General features: G+C 60.1%; 14 protein-coding genes. 8 read left to right on the top strand and 6 right to left on the bottom strand.

What is annotated here, in order from left to right; translation table 11 throughout:
• Nucleotides 1–966: 966 nt before the first annotated feature.
• The 3 genes from gmd to NKH38_RS23755 all read left to right on the top strand — a co-directional run bounded on the left by gmd (nt 967) and on the right by NKH38_RS23755 (nt 4,755).
• The gene (gene gmd, locus NKH38_RS23765; protein WP_023692482.1) at nt 967–2,037 is read left to right on the top strand and encodes a GDP-mannose 4,6-dehydratase; all 1,071 of its coding nucleotides are present in this window, start codon (nt 967–969) and stop codon (nt 2,035–2,037) included.
• Entirely contained in the window at nt 2,037–2,981 is a 945-nt protein-coding gene (gene fcl / locus NKH38_RS23760) for a GDP-L-fucose synthase (protein WP_023689384.1), read from the top strand. The genes gmd and fcl overlap by 1 nt, the downstream gene beginning before the upstream one ends.
• A gap of 352 nt (nt 2,982–3,333) precedes the next feature.
• Complete coding sequence (locus NKH38_RS23755) at nt 3,334–4,755, top strand: phosphomannomutase (protein WP_352763731.1); 1,422 nt, start codon at nt 3,334–3,336, stop codon at nt 4,753–4,755.
• Nucleotides 4,756–4,923: 168 nt separating this feature from the next.
• Here NKH38_RS23755 and NKH38_RS23750 read toward each other — a convergent pair whose 3' ends face one another.
• From NKH38_RS23750 to pdxR, 4 genes are all read right to left on the bottom strand, one after another.
• Complete coding sequence (locus NKH38_RS23750) at nt 4,924–7,320, bottom strand: transketolase (protein ID WP_352763728.1); 2,397 nt, start codon at nt 7,318–7,320, stop codon at nt 4,924–4,926.
• Nucleotides 7,321–7,370: 50 nt separating this feature from the next.
• Nucleotides 7,371–8,321, bottom strand: a complete 951-nt coding sequence (locus tag NKH38_RS23745) for a PDR/VanB family oxidoreductase (RefSeq protein ID WP_023689387.1) — start codon at nt 8,319–8,321, stop codon at nt 7,371–7,373.
• A 6-nt stretch (nt 8,322–8,327) separates the two neighbouring features.
• Nucleotides 8,328–8,819, bottom strand: coding sequence for an MOSC domain-containing protein (locus NKH38_RS23740; protein ID WP_023689388.1), 492 nt, complete (start codon nt 8,817–8,819; stop codon nt 8,328–8,330).
• 159 nt (nt 8,820–8,978) lie between these two features.
• Nucleotides 8,979–10,484: a MocR-like pyridoxine biosynthesis transcription factor PdxR gene (pdxR, locus tag NKH38_RS23735; RefSeq protein WP_031237899.1), complete on the bottom strand. Its 1,506-nt coding sequence runs from the start codon at nt 10,482–10,484 to the stop codon at nt 8,979–8,981.
• A 74-nt stretch (nt 10,485–10,558) separates the two neighbouring features.
• Between pdxR and NKH38_RS23730 the strand changes: the two genes are divergently transcribed.
• Nucleotides 10,559–11,791 (top strand): trans-sulfuration enzyme family protein, encoded by a 1,233-nt coding sequence (locus tag NKH38_RS23730; protein ID WP_023689390.1) that lies wholly within the window; start codon nt 10,559–10,561, stop codon nt 11,789–11,791.
• A 52-nt stretch (nt 11,792–11,843) separates the two neighbouring features.
• Nucleotides 11,844–12,746, top strand: coding sequence for a dihydrodipicolinate synthase family protein (locus NKH38_RS23725; protein ID WP_023689391.1), 903 nt, complete (start codon nt 11,844–11,846; stop codon nt 12,744–12,746).
• Nucleotides 12,747–12,999: 253 nt separating this feature from the next.
• On the opposite strand, the gene NKH38_RS23720 is transcribed toward NKH38_RS23725, so the two are convergent.
• Both NKH38_RS23720 and NKH38_RS23715 read right to left on the bottom strand, forming a co-directional pair.
• Nucleotides 13,000–13,140, bottom strand: a complete 141-nt coding sequence (locus tag NKH38_RS23720; RefSeq protein ID WP_023689392.1) for a hypothetical protein — start codon at nt 13,138–13,140, stop codon at nt 13,000–13,002.
• 3 nt (nt 13,141–13,143) lie between these two features.
• A complete protein-coding gene (locus tag NKH38_RS23715) occupies nt 13,144–13,524 on the bottom strand; it encodes an ATP-dependent DNA ligase (protein ID WP_023689393.1) in 381 nt (126 codons plus the stop codon).
• 392 nt (nt 13,525–13,916) lie between these two features.
• On the opposite strand from NKH38_RS23715, the gene NKH38_RS23710 reads away from it, so the two are divergent.
• The 3 genes from NKH38_RS23710 (at nt 13,917) to NKH38_RS23700 (ending at nt 19,795) form a co-directional block, all read left to right on the top strand.
• Complete coding sequence (locus NKH38_RS23710; RefSeq protein WP_023689394.1) at nt 13,917–14,375, top strand: (2Fe-2S)-binding protein; 459 nt, start codon at nt 13,917–13,919, stop codon at nt 14,373–14,375.
• A 3-nt stretch (nt 14,376–14,378) separates the two neighbouring features.
• Nucleotides 14,379–16,589 carry a xanthine dehydrogenase family protein molybdopterin-binding subunit gene (locus NKH38_RS23705; RefSeq protein ID WP_023689395.1) on the top strand — a complete coding sequence of 737 codons (2,211 nt, stop codon included), beginning with the start codon at nt 14,379–14,381 and terminating at the stop codon, nt 16,587–16,589.
• Nucleotides 16,590–17,731: 1,142 nt separating this feature from the next.
• On the top strand, nt 17,732–19,795 hold the full coding sequence (locus tag NKH38_RS23700; protein ID WP_023689396.1) for a carbamoyltransferase family protein: 2,064 nt from the start codon (nt 17,732–17,734) through the stop codon (nt 19,793–19,795).
• Nucleotides 19,796–19,910 lie beyond the last annotated feature (115 nt).

Here is a 19,910-nt window from a genome sequence, read left to right as displayed (position 1 = left end):
AAATCTCGTTCAGAGAGGAGGTTGCCCGGTTTGGTATCCTTAGTCGACACGTAGACCCTGACGTCGGGCGCTTGGCAGAGGCCGGGCCATAGGGCAGAAGAGCTCACTCAGCACTGCCCACTAATCCCGTGACGCTCGCACAGCTTGAAGCCGATGCCCTCGCTTCCGGTTCAGCCTTCTCTACTGGGCTTCCGCGGCATATGTAAAATCTATTGAGTGGATGCCGGCCATCCATGTGTTGGATGCCATGATGAAGGGCTCGGCTGACGCGGGCCCGGCCAATAGAGCCGAAACAGCCGGGAAACGCTGCGACACTGCCTGCCGAAGCAAATCATTCCGTCGACGCCGTACGCCAAGGTGCAAGGCTGCATACAGCAACCGGTACCGGGCGAGATGAGGTCGACGGCTCGACGCGCCTGGAACCAGCTGATCGACAGAATCTGCAGTCTGCTCCCAAAGTTCTGCACGACCTGTGCCGGATGCTGTGGTGAGGGCTCGCGGCCACGAACTTTGTCCTCGCCCCGAACGGAAGCTCGGGACCTACGACTCCGGGCCGGCGATGCGCCCCGGCTGCTCGGTCAGACCATCCATTCTGTGGATGCACTTTATCCAAACAATCGATTTCACTGATCCAAACAATTCCCATTAGAAGACGCTGAAGCAAGAAAGAAGGGCGTCCTCACTCGCTGATAAATGAGCAAATCAGCTGCAAGGTGCTCGGAGTACAGTCGCTCGCGGCGTGAGCTGATCGGCACTCTAACCGCATGTACGAATCCCAGTTAGCGGCGCAACTCTATTTTGCTGTGACTCCAAGCAAGAGCAGGTGTGCTCGGCTGGCAGACTGTCAATGACGAGCTTCGCGCCGCATCTGTCGAAGTGCTCCATAGGGCACGGGGCGGGCCGCACATTGTGTCGGCGTGGCGAGCCGGAGCCGAAACTTTAAACTTTAGATAGAGCAGGAATAGAATGGGCGATAGCAGAAAAGTTGCTCTTATTACGGGCATAACTGGACAGGATGGTGCCTATCTTGCCCGTCTTCTTCTCAAAAAAGGCTACATCGTTCATGGGATTAAGCGACGTTCCTCTTCCTTCAACACGGGTCGTATCGAAGACCTCTACCAAGACCCGCACGAATCCGATCCGCGCCTGATCTTGCATTACGGTGACCTCACTGATTCGACTAACCTCATCCGCGTGGTTCAGGAATCTCAGCCAGACGAAATTTACAACTTGGCTGCTCAGAGCCATGTGCAGGTGTCGTTCGAAACACCTGAATACACAGCAAACGCGGACGGTATCGGTACATTGCGACTTCTTGAGGCGATTCGCCTCCTCGGTCTGACGGACAAGACCCGCTTCTATCAAGCCTCGACTTCGGAGCTATACGGCCTCGTGCAGTCCGTACCGCAGAACGAAACGACGCCCTTTTATCCGCGCAGCCCTTACGCCGCCGCCAAGCTCTACGCCTACTGGATGGTCGTCAATTATCGCGAGGGCTATGGTATGCACGCTTCCAACGGCATTCTTTTTAATCACGAAAGCCCCCTTCGTGGCGAAACTTTTGTGACGCGCAAGATCAGCCGCGCTGCCGCTGCTATCTACCTGGGCAAGCAGGACAAGCTTTATCTCGGCAATCTCGATGCTCAACGCGATTGGGGCCATGCGCGTGAGTACGTGCGAGGTATGTGGATGATGATACAGCAGGATCAACCGGATGATTACGTGCTGGCTACGGGCAAAACGACTCCTGTCCGCCAATTCGTCGAGTGGGCTTTCGAAGATATCGGCGTCGAGATCGAATGGCGTGGCAAGGGTGTCGGCGAAAAGGGCTATGATGTAGCGAGCGGCAGATGCCTAGTCCAAGTGGACCCACGCTACTTCCGCCCCACGGAAGTCGATCTTCTCCTGGGTGACGCTACCAAGGCGAAGGAGAAGCTCGGCTGGGTGCATGAGACATCCGTGCGCGAGCTTGCTGCGGAAATGGTGCGCGAAGACCTGAAGGTCATGCAGACATCTGTAGTCATGAAGGAAGCGTAATGTATGATCTGAACGGAAAAACCGTGTGGGTCGCTGGCCACAAAGGTATGGTGGGCAGCGCTGTTGTACGCCGACTCGCGTCTGAAGACTGCAAAGTTGTGGCCGCCCCTCGGGGAGAGCTAGACCTCAAGCGACAGACCGAGGTTGAAAACTTCGTGGCAGTGATGAAACCGGACGCTATCATTATGGCGGCGGCAAAGGTAGGTGGTATTCTCGCGAACGCCACCTATCCGGTCGACTTTCTTTACGACAATCTGATGATCGAGGCCAATATCTTCGCAGCAGCCCACGAAAACAATGTCGACCGCGTCCTCTTCCTCGGCTCGTCTTGCATCTATCCGAAGATGGCACCACAGCCCATTCCTGAAAGCGCGCTTTTGACCGGGCCACTAGAGCGCACCAACGAATGCTACGCCGTCGCCAAGATCACCGGCATCAAAATGGCTCAAGCCTATCGCCAGCAATACGGCCGCGACTACATCTCCGCTATGCCGACGAATCTCTACGGGCCAGGCGACAATTATGACTTGCAGTCAAGCCACGTCATCCCAGCGCTGATCCGGAAAGCGCATGAAGCTAAGCTCATAAGTGATAAGCAAATCACCATCTGGGGCACGGGCACACCACGTCGGGAATTCATGCACGTCGACGACTGCGCCGACGCATTAGTCTTCCTTCTGAAGAACTACTCTGACCATGATCACGTCAATCTCGGCTGCGGACAGGACATCACGATCCTAGAGCTGACTAGAATGATCTGCCGTGTAGTCGGATTTACTGGGGAGATCGCGCATGATCACTCTAGACCTGACGGTACACCGCGAAAGCTGATGAGCGTCGACAAGCTGCGCACTTTGGGATGGGCGGCAAAGATCACTCTCATGGAAGGCATCGAGAGTGTCTATCATGCATTTCTAAACGGGAGCTACACCGAACGGCGGTAGATAAGAGGATTTGCTGCGTCTCAGGCCTGTACGCGCTTTCGGGACCCAGAGCTAATGTAGACTGAGACAATCACTCGATGGCGATAGCGCTCATGTGAGCCAGCCGCGAGGAGCCCCGCCGGACCCGGACCCCATCCGCTCCAACCTCGTCGCCGTGAAGGTCACGGTGCGCTGCCCACGCCGACGCCGACTGCGTCAATCCTCACAAGGGTAACCGTCGATAACCGAACGCGTCTACGGTAACCGAATGTACTTCTTGTTCTCGTCCGAGGGATCTGTCGATGGGCATTCCGGACGAGCCAAAGTTTGAGCATGTTACCTTCAAAACCCGGTTAGCAACGTCGGATTTGGTATGAAATTCGGAACAAGTGGATTACGGGGCCTGGCGACAGAATTGGCAGGAGCCGCCTCTGCCCTATATGCAACGGCATTCGCGACATTCCTGCTGGAATCCGGCCTGGCCAGAATTGGCGACGAGATACTCATAGGGCGCGACTTTCGCGCCTCGAGTCCGGCCATCGCCGCCGTCTGTGCGGCGGCACTGTCCGCGCTCGGCTTCATCGTAGTCGATTGCGGCGCAGTCCCCACCCCTGCCCTGGCACTGTATGCTCAGGCGCGTAAGAGTGGTTGTTTGATGATCACAGGCTCGCACATTCCGGCCGACCGTAATGGAATAAAATTCTATCGACCCGACGGTGAGATCGACAAGGATGATGAGCGGGAGATAACGCGCATCGCCTTGCAGCTGGAGAAGCGCGGATACGTCCTTGAAGGTGCTGTTGCACGTCGGCAGCACCGGGAGGCCGAATGCAAGGCCTTGTTCATGGCGCGCAATCGAAAGCTTATGGAGATTAATGCTCTAAAGGGCTTAACGGTGGGCGTATATCAGCACAGCACAGTCGCGCGCGATCTCTTGGTTGACATTCTCTCATATCACTGTGCGACGGTCGTAACCCTGGGACGTTCGGAAGTTTTCATTCCTGTCGACACTGAAGCGGTCTCTGACGAGACTGCTCAACAGTTCAAGCTCTGGGCCAAAGAGCATCGGCTTGATGCGGTCGTCTCGGCAGATGGCGATGGTGACCGCCCACTGGTAGCTGACGACCATGGAGACCCCCTTCGCGGTGATTTGTTAGGCCTGATTACGGCGAACTTCCTGCAAGCGAAGGCAGTCGTCACGCCGGTCACATCAAACTCTGGTATCGAGACCGCAGGTTCTTTTAAAGTCGTGCGTACCAAGGTTGGATCGCCATTTGTTATTGCTGCCATGCTCGATTTGGTTGCGTCGGGTCACGAGCGCGTGGTTGGTTTCGAAGCAAACGGTGGTTTGTTGACCGGCACGGACTTTGACCCGAACGGAACTAAACTGCCAGCGCTACCTACACGCGACAGTTTTCTCCCCATCATGGCGGCACTTTCCCTTGTCAGTACAAGTGGGCAGCCACTGTCGGAGATTGGCAGTTCCTTTCAATTGCCGGCGGCGGCGGCGGATCGCTTGGAAAATTTTTCCGTCGAAAGCAGCACTCGCCTCATGACATACCTTCGTTCAGCGGAAACTAACATCGCCGCCTTCGTCGGGTCGATTGGAGTGGTAAGCAAGGTTAGCGATGTTGACGGACTTCGTATCACTCTCGCGGATAAGCGTGTCTTGCATTTGCGTCCATCCGGAAATGCCCCGGAAATGCGGTGCTACGTCGAAGCCGAAAATCGGGAGGACGCGGAGCTTTTGCTCCGGACTGGATTGGATCGAATTCGTAATTGGACGCAAGGCTAAATAAAAGCCGCCTCCCTGCGTATTCCCAGGTGACCCTGGGGTCGCACAAGCTACTCAAGCGCGATCAGAACGTCCACAGTGTCCCGGCCCTGTCCGCTTTGAAGCGAACCGGAACGCCCGTGGAAACAGCCGATCCGTACCAGCCACGGAGCATCCGGTCGCTCATGGTCAAGGCAGCGCCTTCCGGTAGCGAACAGCCGGTCCCGCACTGACCGCCTGCGCCGCATGTACGATGGCGTTGGTGTCCAGGCCGTGGTGACGGTATAGGTCCGCAATAGTCCCCGTCTGGCCGAACTGCTCGACCCCAAGCGCCTTCACGCGATGCCCGTTAACCCCACCGAGCCACGCGAGCGTCGCCGGGTGGCCGTCGATCACGGTGACGATGCCGCAGTCACGCGATAGCGGCGCGAGCAGCCGCTCGATATGACTCAGGGCGCCAATCGCGCCACGCTGCCGGGCACGTTCCGCCGCCTGCCAGCCCGCATTAAGCCGGTCCGCGGAGGTGATCGCGAGCAGCCCGACATCGCGCCGGTCCTCCGCCAGAAGACCCGTCGCGGCAATCGCCTCCGGCGCGACGACGCCTTGATAAGCAATGACGACACTCGCGTTGGGCCCAGGCGGACGCAGCCAATAGGCGCCATTGACGATGTCCCGCGCGAGCGCCGGGTTCATGTCGCGCGGCGGCTGCTCGAGCGGCCGGGTTGACAGGCGAAGATAGACCGATCCTCCGGTCTGATCACGCAGCCACGTCGTCTCATCCGGATCCCCCTCGCCATTACGTTGCATGTAATCGAAGGCAAAGCGCATGATCACGGACAGTTCGTCGACGAAGGCCGGTTCGAAGGCGCAAAGCCCATCCTGCGCCATGCCGATCAATGGGGTGCCGATCGACTGGTGTGCTCCGCCCTCGGGCGCTAGCGTCACGCCCGAGGGCGTTGCGACCAGCATGAAGCGCGCATCCTGATAGCAGGCGTAGTTTAGCTGGTCGGCCGATCGGTAGATGAAGGGATCATAGACTGTCCCGATCGGCAGCAGGCGCACGCCATTGATCGAGTGCGAGAGACCGAGCGCCCCGAGCATGATCATCAGGTTCGACTCGGCGATCCCGAGCTCGAGGTGCTGCCCCTTCGGCCCAAATTCCCAGGTAAAGGTCGACGGAATGCGTTCGGCCTTGAAGGTGTCCGCCATGGTCTCCCGGGCGAAAAGGCCGCGCCGGTTGACCCAGCCACCGAGATTGGTCGAGACCGTCACATCGGGCGAGGTGGTGACAATGCGGTCGGCAAGCAGACTGCGCTCGCGTGCGATGTCGTTCAGGATCTGGCCGAACCCCATCTGGGTCGAGAGCGGCTTGCCGGGCTGCCCCGGTGACGGAAGGGTTTCAGGCACCGGCACCGACGGCGCAGACAGCCTCCTACGCCCCTCACTGAAGAACGGCGCCTTTGCGAAGAAGGCGTCAAGTTCCGCTTCCGGCAAGGTGGCGGCCGCCCATCTGTTCCACTCCTCACCCCGCTTTACGCCCATTTGCAGGCGGTAGTCTTCCATCTGCGTGGGCGTCATCTGCCCCGCGTGGTTGTCCTTGTGTCCGGCAAGCGGCAGACCGTAGCCCTTGATGGTGTAACAGATGAAGCAGACGGGACGGTCATGCCTGGACGCCGCCTCGAAGGCTTCGAGGAGGCTCGGCATGTCATGCCCGCCAAGGTTCGTCATCAACGCCTGCAACTCGTCGTCGGAGCGGCGTTCGATCAGAGTGGTGACCGGCCCTTGGTCTCCGATCTCGTCGAGCAGCCGCTTGCGCCAGGCAGCACCCCCTTGGAAGGTCAGCGCCGAATAGAGCTGGTTCGGACAGCGCTCTATCCACTCGAGCAGCTTCTCGCCCCCCGGCTCGGCAAAGGCAGCCTCTTGCAGAGCCCCGTGGCGCAGGACCATCACGTCCCAGCCGAAGTTGCGAAAAATCTGCTCGAAACGCTGCCAGAGGCCCTCCCGGATCACGGCGTCGAGCGACTGGCGATTGTAGTCGACCACCCACCAGCAGTTCCTGAGCCCGTGCTTCCAGCCTTCGATCAGGGCCTCGTAGATGTTGCCCTCATCCATCTCGGCGTCGCCGATCAGGCTGACCATTCGGCCCTCGGCACGCTCCTTCATCCAGCCGTGACCCGAGACGTAGTCCTGCACCAGCGACGAGAACAGCGTCTGAGCAACGCCGAGACCCACCGACCCGGTCGAGAAGTCGACATCGTCGACATCCTTCGTCCGCGAAGGGTAGCTCTGCGCGCCCTTGTAGCCGCGGAAGTTCATGAGCTTTTCGTGGGTCTGGTTGCCCGCCAGATACTGAAGTGCATGGAAGATCGGCGCCGCATGGGGTTTGACCGCCACCCGATCCTGCGGGCGCAGGACCGAACCGTAGAGCGCGGTCATGATGGTACTCAGCGACGCGGACGAGGCCTGATGCCCCCCGACCTTGATCTCATCGCCCTCGCGGACGTGGTTGGCGTGGTGGATCGTCCAGGCTGCGAGCCAGGAGACGCAGCGCTCGATCTCGTGCAGATATTCCAGTTTCCTCGTCATTCAGTTTCCCGCAAATCAGCTGCCGGTCTCACAGGACCCCCGCCCAATGGTCAAAGATCGAGTTTCAACACACCTGTCGCGCGCGATACGCAGGGGATGAAGCGGTGGCCGCGTGCCTCCTTGGACAGGACGGCATCCCGATGGATCGGCTGTCCCGCCAGCATTGCGCATTCGCAGGTCCCGCACACCCCGTTCTCACACGAGGCCATCAACGGCACACCGGCCGCACGCAAGGCGGCCAGTGCCGTGGTCTCAGCCGAAACCTCAACCACCCTGCCCTCAGCCAGTTCTATGACGAATGGTTCCGGTGGCGCGCCATCAAACTCGGGAGGCTGGAAAGTTTCGAAATGAACAGTACCCTCGGGCCAGTGTTGAGCCGCGCGCCCCACAACCGCCATGAAGCCAGGCGGTCCGCAGTAGTATGTCTGCGCGTCGTCCGAACGGTTCGCCAGCAGCGCGGCGATGTTCTGCCGGGTCTGAGGCTCGTTGTCGAAATGGATCCGCACATTGCCGCCAGGAAGATCGCTCCCGATCGCCGCCAAGAGTGGCGTGAGCGCCCGGCTGCGGGTGAAATAGTGCAACTCGAAGGGCTTGGCCTGCCGGGTCAGCGCGCGCGCCATGGCCAGAATCGGGGTGATCCCGATTCCCCCTGCCAGCAGCAAAGTCGGCCCCTCGCCTGGCTTGAGCGCAAAATGGTTGCGTGGCGCGGAGACAGGCAGTGTGGAGCCGACGGCAATGGTTTCGTGGATCCACGCCGAGCCGCCACGGCCGTCATTCTCGCGCTTCACCGCGATGGTGTAGCGGCCAAGCTCGGTCGGGTCGCCGCAAAGTGAATACTGACGCACCTTCCCTTCAGGCAGATGGACGTCGACGTGAGAACCCGCTTCGAACGCCGGCAGCACAGGTTTACGTGGGTGTTTCAGGTCGATGACCAGCACGTCGCCCGGCTCCTTGCGGGCGGCGGTCACGGTCAGCTTCATGATGATGCGCGGCGACGCCATGGCGTTTCACTCGTCGATGGGCAAGATCAGATCACCGGGGCGGATCACGCCCCCGACCTCGATTGTGCAGTTCAGGCCGGAGCGGTTCAGAAGCCCCTCGTAGAGACCCGGAAGCCCGAGCAACTCCTCGATATACTTGCACGGCACATTCATCCGGGCGGCCCTGAGAATCGTTTCCCCGACCCGGAAGCGTTTGCCGACAAGATGGCTAAGCGGAACGCCTCGTGTCGTCAGATTGCGCCGGTGATCTTCGGGTCCGAGCTTGGCCTTGAAGCCCGGAATCCTGGGCTCGCCCTTCGCGATGGCGTCCAGAACTTCAGCTTCGATCAATGTCACCTCCCGAACGTCGGGACGCGCCGAATAGGTCCCCGTCCCCAGGTAGTAGCGGTCTCCGACAATGCCTTGGCCGGCAATAAGCTGCGCCTGCGCCAGCTCCTCCATTTCATAGGAGCCGGCAGGCGCGATATGGACGTGAAGCAGCTTTCCTCGCCAGGTCATCATCGCTCTCGGAAATTCGTCTCGTGGAAACCTGCTGCAAAACTGGCCTGATCAACAGCGCCAGTTGCATGGCATTTTCCCGGTCCAGTTGGCTGTTTGGAAAGAAATACGGCGGGCCCTCGGACCGTTTTCAGCGCCAGCTTTCGGCGTCGCCCCGTCTCAGTTGTTCCGCGCCGGCATCGCGTCTTGCACCTGCTTGACAACCTCTCGCAGGACCTCAACGCCCTTCCCGATCTGCCGAATGCTCAAGGCGGCATAGCCCATGACAAGTCCGACGCGATCGGTGCGGCCTTGGTCCGATGGCCGTTCGTAGAGCGGCGAGATCAGGTGTAGCCCCAGGCCAGCGTCGCGGGCGGATTCGACCAAGGCCGTTTCCCGCGATCGTGGCAGGTCATTGAACCAAACCGCGACGTGCAGTCCCGCATCTGCTCCCTGGACAGTGATGCGATCCCCGAAGCTGTGCTGCAAGGCACCCAACAACGTTTCCCGACGCTCGCCGTTCAGCCTGCGCACACGGCGGACATGGCTTTCGTAGCCGCCGCTCTCGATCAACGATGCCAGCGCTTCCTGTTCAGCGACCGGCGAATGCCGGTCTGCGAATTGTTTGGCGGTTGCGAAGACCTCCTGCAATTCGGGCGGGAGGACGAGGTAGCCGATGCGCAGCATCGGCGAGAGCGTTTTGGAGATCGTGCCGAGGTAGATGACAGCCCCGTGGTCCTCGAGACTGTGCAGCGGAGGGACCGGATTGATGTCGTAGCGATATTCGCTGTCGTAGTCGTCCTCGATCACATAGGCGTTGTTGTGCCGCGCCCATTTCAGAAGCTGATGGCGGCGCGCGATCGGCATGACGCCGCCAAGCGGAAACTGATGCGATGGCGTCACATACGCCAGTCGTGCTCCGATCCCCGCCAGCAACTCGGTCCTCATCCCGTCTTCGTCGACGATGACCGGGATGGGTGAGGCACCCGTACTGGCAAAGACCTGACGCGCCATCCTGTAGCACGGATCCTCGATGACGAAACGGTCGGCGGGATCGAGAAGCAGGCGCGCGCACAGATCAAGGCCCTGCTGCGAACCGTTCACAACTATGATCTGGTCGAGGTCGCAGCTGAGGGTCCGGGCGCGCCAGAGATAGCCCTGAAGCGCCTGGCGAAGCCGGCGCGAGCCGCGAGGATCGTCATAGGCAAGACGCAGCGGGCGCTGCCCCATCGCCTCGTTCATCGCGCGTTTCCAGACCAATGAAGGGAAATCCGACGGCGCGAGGTCGCCATAGCGGAACTCGACCTTCAGCCCAGTCGGCAGATAATCTGGCCAGGGTGACGTCGCGCGCAGCCGCTCGCCATATGCGGACAGGTGGATCGGGCCGACCCGTTGCGCGTGAGTGCGCCCCGTCCCAGGGCCCATCAACGAAGACGCAACGCGAGGTCGTGCGCCTTGACGGACTTCGATGAAACCCTCCGCAGCCAGTTGCTCATAGGCGACCGTCACCGTGGTTCGCGAAACGCCGAGGTCATTTGCCAGGGCTCGGGAGGATGGCAACTGACTGCCGGTTTCGTAGACGCCGCCGAGGATTTGCTCGCGAAGGGCTTCGTATATCTGGCGTGCACCCATCGCGTGCGAGCGCGCTGCAGACCCGGCACTTGAAGACTGGACCATCTCTTTCATCGCCAACTGGATATTTCACATTGGCCAGGTTGCCGTCAATCTTTCGGAACCCCAAGAGAGATCGCAGAGGCCGAATGACCAGCTCCCATCAATCCGAAACCGATGCTCCCACGGGGTCGCTCAACCGCACCAGCCCCGGATTTGCCACCCGGGCGATCCATCATGGCTACGATCCGGCCGGCTTTTCCAATGCCGTCCAGCCGCCAGTGTTCCTGACGTCAACCTATGGGTTCGAAAGCGTGGCAGCAAACGATGCCGCCGCCGCCCTTGGTGGACGGCTCTATGCGCGCGAATACAATCCCACGACCGAGATCCTCGAGCAGCGGCTCGCGAATCTGGAAGGAGCCGAGGCGGGGCTGGTTGTTGCCTCGGGGATGGCGGCCTTCGGCACTCTGATCCTGTCGCTCCTGTCCCAGGGCGATGAACTCATCGTCCACAAGACGCTTTATGCGAACACGCTTGCCATGGTCGAACAGGCGGTCCCCCGCTTCGGCATCAAGGTCGTCGCGGTCGATCTGTCAAATCCCCACAATCTCGATGCTGCGATCACCGAGCGGACGCGGCTGGTTTTCTTCGAGACGCCGGTGAATCCGCTGAGCCGCATCCTCGACATAGCGGCAATTGCCGAGCGCGCTCACGCGCGCGGTGTGAAGGTTGCCGTGGACAGCACCTTCGCCTCGCCCGCGCTCCAGCGACCGCTTGAGCACGGGGCGGACATCGTGCTCCATTCGATGACCAAGTACATCAATGGTCATGGCGATGCCCTTGGCGGGGCGCTTCTCGGCGACGCCCAAACGCTCCGTACGCTGCATGAAACGGGCCTGCGCTACATCACCGGCGCAGCGCTCTCGCCCCTGTCAGCTTTCCTAATCCTGCGCGGTCTAAAGACGCTGACGCTGCGTATGGAACGGCACAGCGCCACGGCCCTTGCGGTGGCTCGGGCGCTGGAAGCGCACCCGGCGGTGGCATTTGTGAGTTATCCGTTCCTCGACTCGCACCCTGATCAGGTGACGGCGCGAAAACAGATGTCCAACGGATCGGGCATGTTGGCCTTTGGCCTCCACGCTGGATACGAAGGAGCGCGCCGGATGATGGACCGGCTCAACCTGATCATTCGCGCCGTCAGCCTCGGCGATGCCGACAGCCTCATCTATCATCCAGCAAGCCTCACCCGTGCTCGGCAGCCGATCCGCAAGGATGCCCATTTGGCCGATGGAGTCGGCGAGGATCTCATGCGTCTCTCGGTGGGGCTTGAAGACGCTGATGACCTGATCGCCGATCTGCGGCGGGCTTTGGACGTCTTGTAATGACCTGGCGTGCGGCCACCTCTGCGCTCACACAAAGATCTGGAGCCTTGCCATGGCATTCCTGAGCGGTCTTTCCGCGTTCCCCATCACCCCGACCAATCGTGACGGCCGCGTCGATAGCGTTGCCCTGCGCAGGCTGATTGCTCGGCTTGGCATTGCTCAGGTCGATTCCATCGGTCTTCTCGGCAGCACCGGCACATACATCTATCTGTCGCGCGAGCAACGGCGGCGGGCGCTCTCCGAGACCTTGGACCAAACGGCGGGGCAAATGCCGGTCGTGGTGGGTGTGGGCGCGCTGCGCACCGATGAAGCCGTGGGGCTCGCGCAAGACGCCAAGGCCCTTGGAGCAGCTGCGGGTTTGCTTGCCGCCGCCTCCTACACCCCGCTTACTGATGACGAGGTGTTCGAACATTTCTCCACTGTGGCGCGCGAAAGTGGCCTGCCGATCGTCGTCTACGACAATCCAGGAACGACGCATTTCCATTTCAGTCCACCCCTTGTCAGCCGCCTGGCAAAGGTGGCTGGGATTGTCGCCATCAAGAATCCGACAGACAAAAGCGATGCGATCAAGAACCACCTGACCGCCCAGAGGCGCACACTGCCGGAAGGGTTCTCGATTGGCTACAGCGGCGACTGGAACGCCGCCGAGGCCATGATCGCCGGCGCCGACACATGGTACAGCGTCCTTGCGGGCATCCTGCCCGAGGTCTGCATGACGATCGTCACAGCGGCGCAACAGGGCGATGCGGCCGAAGCGCGACGGATCAATGCCGCGCTGGTCCCGATCTGGAGCCTCTTCAAGGAGTTCTCGAGCCTTCGCGTCGTCTATGCACTCGCTGAATTGCTCGACGTTTGCAGTGCCGAACCCCCGCGTCCCATCCTGCCTCTGCCCCCAGCAGCGAAGCGCCAGATCGCCGCCGCGTTGAAAGGTTTGCCATCGGATGCCAGCCGGTGAACAGCAAACCCCGTTCGGCAAGTGAAAGGAAGTGCATGTATTTACCCGCTCATTTCGAGAATTGATCGAAAACAACGCACTCGGCGTGCTGATAGCCATGGCTGGAGCGGTCTCGACGCCAATCACACCCCTTCGAACTCGACAATCGACTGCGGAGGTACAGACTGCGCAGGGCACTCCGCCCATGCCGCACCGTTCGCCTTCAAACTAGGAATCGGTGGTTTGTCCATTTAAATGGCATCGAGCCGGCGCTTTACTCCGGCCCGGTGCGCGCATTGAAGCCGGTGCCAATGCCGCCGGCGAACACCAGATTTCCGTCCTCGACATTCGCCAGAGCACGCTTCCCGACCGCCGTAACTGTTGCCGGGTTCGCAGCCGATGACGATGAACTCATCACTCAGCACGCATTTTGTCTCACCCATTCTTGGCGCCGGCCGGATCGATATGGACTGACACGCAGCTTGGAGACGATGCCGTCGAGGCCGAACTGGCAGACTTGCGCGAGAATGTCGCTGCCGCCGCTGATCTCGTCGCTCAGAACGATGCCGTTTGGGCGGCGTCTCAGCAGGTTAACTAGCGCTTTGCGCCGATCGACGAGTGGCCGATCGCGAAGACCCTCGCCGTCGATCTTGAGCAGGTCGAAGCCGGCAAGCATGGTCCTGACGTCTCCCGCCGCGGCCAAGAACCCGCTGAAGACTGGGAATGCGCGACAAGCCTTCTGGTCAACGACGAACGCCTCACCGTCTATTATCGCGTCCGAGGCGCCGAGCTCGGCCACCGCCCGGGACGATAGTCGGAAACCTGAGGGTCCAGTCGTGGAGGTTGCGGGTCGAGGTAGGCCCCCATCGATAGTCCTCCCATTTCATTTCGTGTAGCCAATCAGGGCCCTGCCGGACGCGGCCGACCAGCGGTCGATGTTCGCGACGACCCGAATGTCCAGTCTCGTGTAACTCAGCCTAAAGCGGCCTGTCCGCCCAAAAAATGACATTCAGTTGCCTCCAGCCTTTCGACACGACCCACTTCACGATCTCGTAACTCGCCAACCTAGCGGCTTGTTGCTTGAGCTGCGCGTTCCTAGGGTGTGGTCGCTAGGCCTCAGCAACAAGAGCTCGGTTGCCAGGCGGGCGGAGGCTCAACGAGATAGCCAGCTCAGGACAAGGAGAGCAAGCAATGGTCGCTTTTACCCTCAATGGCGAGGCGCGAACACTCGACGTCGATCCAGAGATGCCGCTGCTCTGGGCGGTCCGTGACGTCATCGGACTCACGGGAACGAAATTCGGTTGCGGGCTTGCCCAGTGCGGCGCTTGCACGGTTCACGTTAACGGCATGCCGACGCGCTCGTGCCAGACCGCAGTCGGCGACATCGAAGGAGCCTCGATCACCACCATTGAGGGTGTGTCGGGCAAGATAGGCGAAACGGTCCAGGCCGTGTGGGCCGAGTTCGACGTACCTCAATGCGGCTATTGCCAGTCTGGCCAGATCATGTCGGCCGTGGCCCTCCTTACAGAAACGCCTAAGCCGACGGACGATGATATTGATTCGGCGATGAGCGGCAATCTCTGCCGCTGCGCCACCTATCATCGCATCCGCGCGGCCATCCACGAGACCGCCAACCGGCTGGAGACTTGAGGCATGTCGCAGTTTCTCTCGAAGCATAACTCCGTGCGGCCCACGCGCCGCCGGTTCCTCGTCGGCGCGGGCGTCACCACCGCTGGCCTCGCCGTGGGCTACCGGCCAGTGCTGGCGGCGTCCGACATCGCACAAACGACTACTGCAAAGGTTCAGGCGAACCCCTTCCAGACCTATGTCGAGATCACAAAGGAGAACCGAATCATCATCTACTCCTCGCAGTTCGAGATGGGACAAGGCTCCTATTTCGGCATCGCCACCCTGGTTATGGAAGAGCTCGACGGCGACTGGGCGCAGGTGGACGTGGTCGGCGGATATGGCAATACCGCGCTCTACGGCAATGTCGCCTGGGGCGGGGCCGCACAGGTAACTGGTGGCTCCACGTCGATGAGTTCGTCGTGGGAACGCTACCGCAAGGCGGGTGCTGCCGCACGGGCCTTGCTGGTGGCGGCCGCGGCGCAGCGGTGGGATGTGCCAGCCGGCGAGATCAAAGTCGCTTCCGGGGTCGTGTCGCACGCCTCAGGGATGCAGGCGCGCTACGGTGACCTGGCTGAAGCCGCAGCGGGAATGCCGGTTCCCGACGACGTGCCGCTAAAGCCGCGCGACAAGTGGGCCCAGATCGGATCGGACAGCCTCAAGCGCTACGATTCCGCCGGCAAGACCAACGGCGCGCAGACCTACACGATCGACCTCATGATGGAGGGACTCCAGACGGCCGTTATGATCCATCCGCCGAAGTTCGGCGCCGAGATCGAGAGCTTCGACGCAACCAAGGCCAAGGCACTCGACGGCATTGTCGATGTCGTCCAGACGCCGCGAGGCATTGCCGTGGTTGGCAGGGACACCTGGACGGCGCTGAAGGGCCGCGACCTCGTGGAGGTGACCTGGAACGAGGAGAAGGCCGAAGAGCGCGGCACGGCCGAGATCATGGCCGAATACAACAAGGCAGCAGACGATCTGGGCGCGGCAACCGCGCGCGACGACGGTAACACTCCCGCAGCGTTCGCCAGTGCTGAGAAAATCATCGAGGGGCACTACGAATTCCCCTATCTTGTTCATGCTTCGATCGAGCCACTCAACGCGGCCGCCCGAATCAACGAAGACGGCACCATCGACGTCTGGGGCGGACACCAGATGCCCGACCTTTATCAGGCGGCTGCCGCTCAGGTAGGCGGCACCACGCCGGACAAGGTGAGGCTGCACGTGATGAAGACCGGCGGCAGTTTCGGCCGCCGCGCGGTCTTGGATGCAGATGTCATCATCGAAGCTGTTTCCACAGCGCGTGCACTGGGACGCGGCAAGCCAGTGAAGGTGCAGTGGACCCGCGAGAATGACATGCGGGGTGGGCGGTACCGGCCGGCCTATGTGCACGCAGTCAAGGCGGGGCTCGACAAGAAAGGCAATGTCGTCGCTCTCCATGACCACATCGTGGGCCAATCGGTCTTGGGCGGTTCGACCTCTGCGGCGATGATCAAGAACGGCATCGATCCAACCTCCGTAGAGGGCGCCACCAACCTGCCCTATGCGATCCCGAACCTGAAGGTCGAGCTGACCACCACGGACGTGAACATCCCGGTGCTGTGGTGGCGTTCGGTAGGCTCCACCCACACCGCTTACGCGGTGGAAACCCTGATCGATGAGCTCGCCGCCGCTGCGAACCGTGATCCGGTCGACTTCCGCTTGTCAATGCTCGGTCACCATCCACGGCATGCCGCCGTGCTTAAAGTGGCTGCTGAGAAGGCAGGCTGGGACAAGCCTCTGCCGGAAGGCCGTTTCCGCGGCGTGGCCATGCATGAAAGCCTCTCGACCTATGTCGCCGATGTGGTGGAGATCACCCTCAACGATGAAAATGGTTTCAAGGTCGACCGCGTCGTCTGCGCGGTAGATTGCGGCACCGCGATAAATCCTGACCAGATTCGCGCTCAGATGGAGGGCGGTATCGGATTCGGGCTAGGCGCGATCCTCCAGGAGGAGCTGACCCTGAAGGGCGGTGTCGTAGACCAAGAGAACTACGATACCTATACACCGCTCAGGATCGAGCAGATGCCGCGAGTCGAGGTGCACATTGTGCCGTCCGAGGAGCCGCCCACGGGAGTTGGTGAGCCAGGTGTGCCGCCGATCGGCCCGGCCGTCGCCAACGCGCTACGGGCGGCGACGGGCAAGACTATCCGCAAGCTGCCGATTATAAAGAACATGTCAGGAATGACACCATGAAACAGCCGCGATGAAGATCGCGCCGTTTTCGAACGCCTCCTGACAGGCGCTCATTTCCATGGGTCAAATTCCGGCGGCTGCCCGCTCCAATAGCCGGTTTGGAGACGGCACCCCGTGTTCTGAACGACCACAGACGGGCCTTGGCGCCGGTTCCACTGAAGAACCGCTTTCGAGACGCAGATGCGTCCACTCCATTGAAGAGCACAACCGTATAGCACCAGGAAGGCTAGCTACCTCCATCGCTTCGGAGACCCAGGAACCCTCAGAAAACCGAACCTCCCGAGCTCAGAGGCGCTCGTGATCACAATCGCGCTGGTGCGTGGATCATTGTTCAAGGGTTTGCCGATAGGCAGGCGAGATGGCCGATCGACATGATCTTCGCCCGATGCCCTACAAACACAATGCCAGCCGCTGTCACGGAGTCGCGAAGACGAAGGCAATGAGGGTCGACGCCGATACTCGTCGTTTGGTTGACAGAGCGCTTGGAATGCCATGCGCTTCACATCGGAGTAGCCATCCGGGAAGCCTGAAGCGCTTTGAAAACGCATGTGCTGCGGCTGTTATTTATAGCGTGGATGACTTTGATCAAAACAATCGATTTCATCACTCTTCCGGAATCGTGCATGGACAAAAAAGAGCCTCACGCACCAATCACACGCTGCTCTATCGCGTGACGAAAGCTGCCTTAGGAATAATCCAAAGGAGAAAATCTTCGATGCGCCCTGACGTGCAGTGGAGGTCGTGCCGAGAAAGTGAGTTGCAACTGGCCGACAAAGTCGGGCGGTGCGACCATGGTCGCTTCGGAGAATGAAATCGGGCCAGTTCACGGGGGCGGTACTGTTATTCGTCGACGGCCGCCCTTCCCAAGAACAGGCGGCATCGCAAGTTGGTTCTGCCGATGAAAACGACATCGCCGGATACATGTCAGCAGCCGCTCAGGATTGGATGATCCAGCCAAGCTCTCGGCGTGATGGCACTGTAGGCGTCACAGTCGAAGCATCTCATTGATCGTTTATGAGGCTTTCTTCGATGCCGCTGATGCCTGACGGGCGGTCGCAGCTGCAGGCGACAACACGGCCTATTTAGTTGGAAACAGTCGAGGTAAGCCAATTTGGCTTCCCCGTTACTATCTGGAGAAAGAAATGCTGTGCCTAGGAATCAGCGGCGGACTTGACCAAGTCCATGAAAACCGATTCGAACGTCCGAACGCCTTTATGCACGACGGCGCCGCGGTGCTCGTCCGAGACGGAAAGGTGATAGCCGCCGTAGAAGAGGAACGCCTCAATCGAATCAAGCACTCGAACAAGCTGCCAAGTGGTTCGATTCAATACTGTCTCTCGACGGCCGGGGTTCAGCTCAGCGACATTGATCGTGTCGCGGTCTACGCCAGCGAGCCCTATGCCAACGCCATGCTTGAAGGTATGTCCGCTTCCCAACCGGACATTCTCTCCACTCCGTTGGATGCTAAAATGTTGGTGCAGAACCTGTTAGCGCGTGAGTTCGGCACTAAGTTGGACAGTTCGCGTATTTCATTCGTAGGTCATCATCAGGCGCACGCCGTGAGCGCCTTTGCAATGTCGGGCTTCGAACAAAGTCTCATTCTAGCGATTGATGGCTGTGGTGATTTCCTGTCGGGCCTTGTGGCGGTAGGGTCTGGCACAGAAATTACGCAAATCGAGGCTTTCCCGGAGGACAATTCTCTTGGGCTGTTTTATCTCGAGACGATCCGCTGTCTCGGCTACGGCATGTTCGACGAGTATAAGGTAATGGGACTCGCGCCCTATGGCGACCCCGCTCCCTATCGCGAGCTCTTCGAGCAGTTCTACGAGCTCTCCGCCAACGGTGGCTACCGTGTTCACCTCGACCGCATCGGTCCGGCGTTGCTCCGCAACATCGAGATCAGGCGAAAGGGAATGCCTTTCACCCAGCAGCATCGAGATGTGAGTGCGTCACTGCAGGAAGCGCTTGAGCGGATCGTGTTCCACATTCTCCGGCACCACCGTGAGGCCACCGGCATGAAGCGGTTGTGTCTGGCGGGAGGGGTAGCCCACAACTGCACGATGAACGGCAAGCTGCTGTATTCAGGGCTTTTCGAAGACATCTTCGTGCAACCCGCGTCTCACGACGCTGGCTGCGCGTTGGGAGCTGCGCTGATAGTCTCTAACGAGATGGGCCGCCCCGCGCCGCGTGAGCGACTGCAGGAGGTCTATTGGGGTCCTGATCTCGGGAGCGACCGCGCCGTGGAACAGGAACTGAATGCATGGTCCGGACATCTCGAGGTTGAACGCTCTTATGACGTAGCGAGCAGTGCAGCCCACTGGATCACCAACGGCGCCGTGATCGGCTGGGTGCAGGGTCGTTCGGAGTTTGGGCCACGTGCGCTGGGCAACCGCAGCATTCTTGCCGACCCTCGGCCCGCTGCAAACAAGGACCGGATCAATGCCATGGTCAAGAAGCGCGAAGGCTATAGGCCTTTCGCACCATCTGTGCTGGAAGAGGATGCGAGCGAATTTTTCGACCTCCCGGACGGTAAGCACGAATTTCCATTCATGAATTTCGTCGTTCGCGTGCGTGACTCAAAGCGCGCCTTGTTGGGTGCCATTACGCACGTCGACGGTACGGCTCGGCTGCAAACAGTATCGCGCGATGCCAACCCCGCTTACTGGGAGGTCATCAATGCGTTCAAGAAGCGGACAGGCACTCCAATTCTGCTCAATACGTCCTTTAACAACAATGCTGAACCGATCGTGGATACGGTTGCAGACGCGATTGCCACATTTTTGACGACAGAGCTGGATGGACTTGTGGTCGGGCCCTTCCTGGTAAAAAAACGGGCTGCAACGCTGCAGGATTGGACTGCGCTTGCGATTTCATTGCCTCCCTCAGTCTCCCTCCATCAAACCCGTGCTTACACAGCGCGAGATCATCAGGAGACTGTCTGCGAGATTATTCCGAACCACTCCAGCATTGACAGTGTGCGAATTTCAAACGACCTGTTTAATCTGCTGATGCGGATTGAGGGCGAAGCCGTGTTAAGCGATCACCTCAATATAATTGCGCCGGATAAGGCTAAGCATGAAGCTCTGCTGGAGGACCTGCGAAGACTGTGGGAGCAGCGCCTGGTTCGGCTGCATCCCTCACAAGCTGCTCGGATGGATCATGGGTCCGATAAAACGCCGGACCAGCCTAACAGGCTATCAATGTGATAGAGATGCCGCTCAAGCTCGGCCAATCAATAGTGTTCATCGATCCCGCCTGCGAGCTCACCGCTGTGATTAGGGGGGTCGAGGTCGCCCTGGTCAGTATGCTTAGGAATGCTAT

It is taken from the genome of Mesorhizobium sp. M1078 (assembly GCF_040318615.1).
GTDB lineage: Bacteria > Pseudomonadota > Alphaproteobacteria > Rhizobiales > Rhizobiaceae > Mesorhizobium.
The sequence above is the reverse complement of the archived record's forward strand: the minus strand, read 5'-3'. Positions and strand labels throughout refer to the sequence as shown.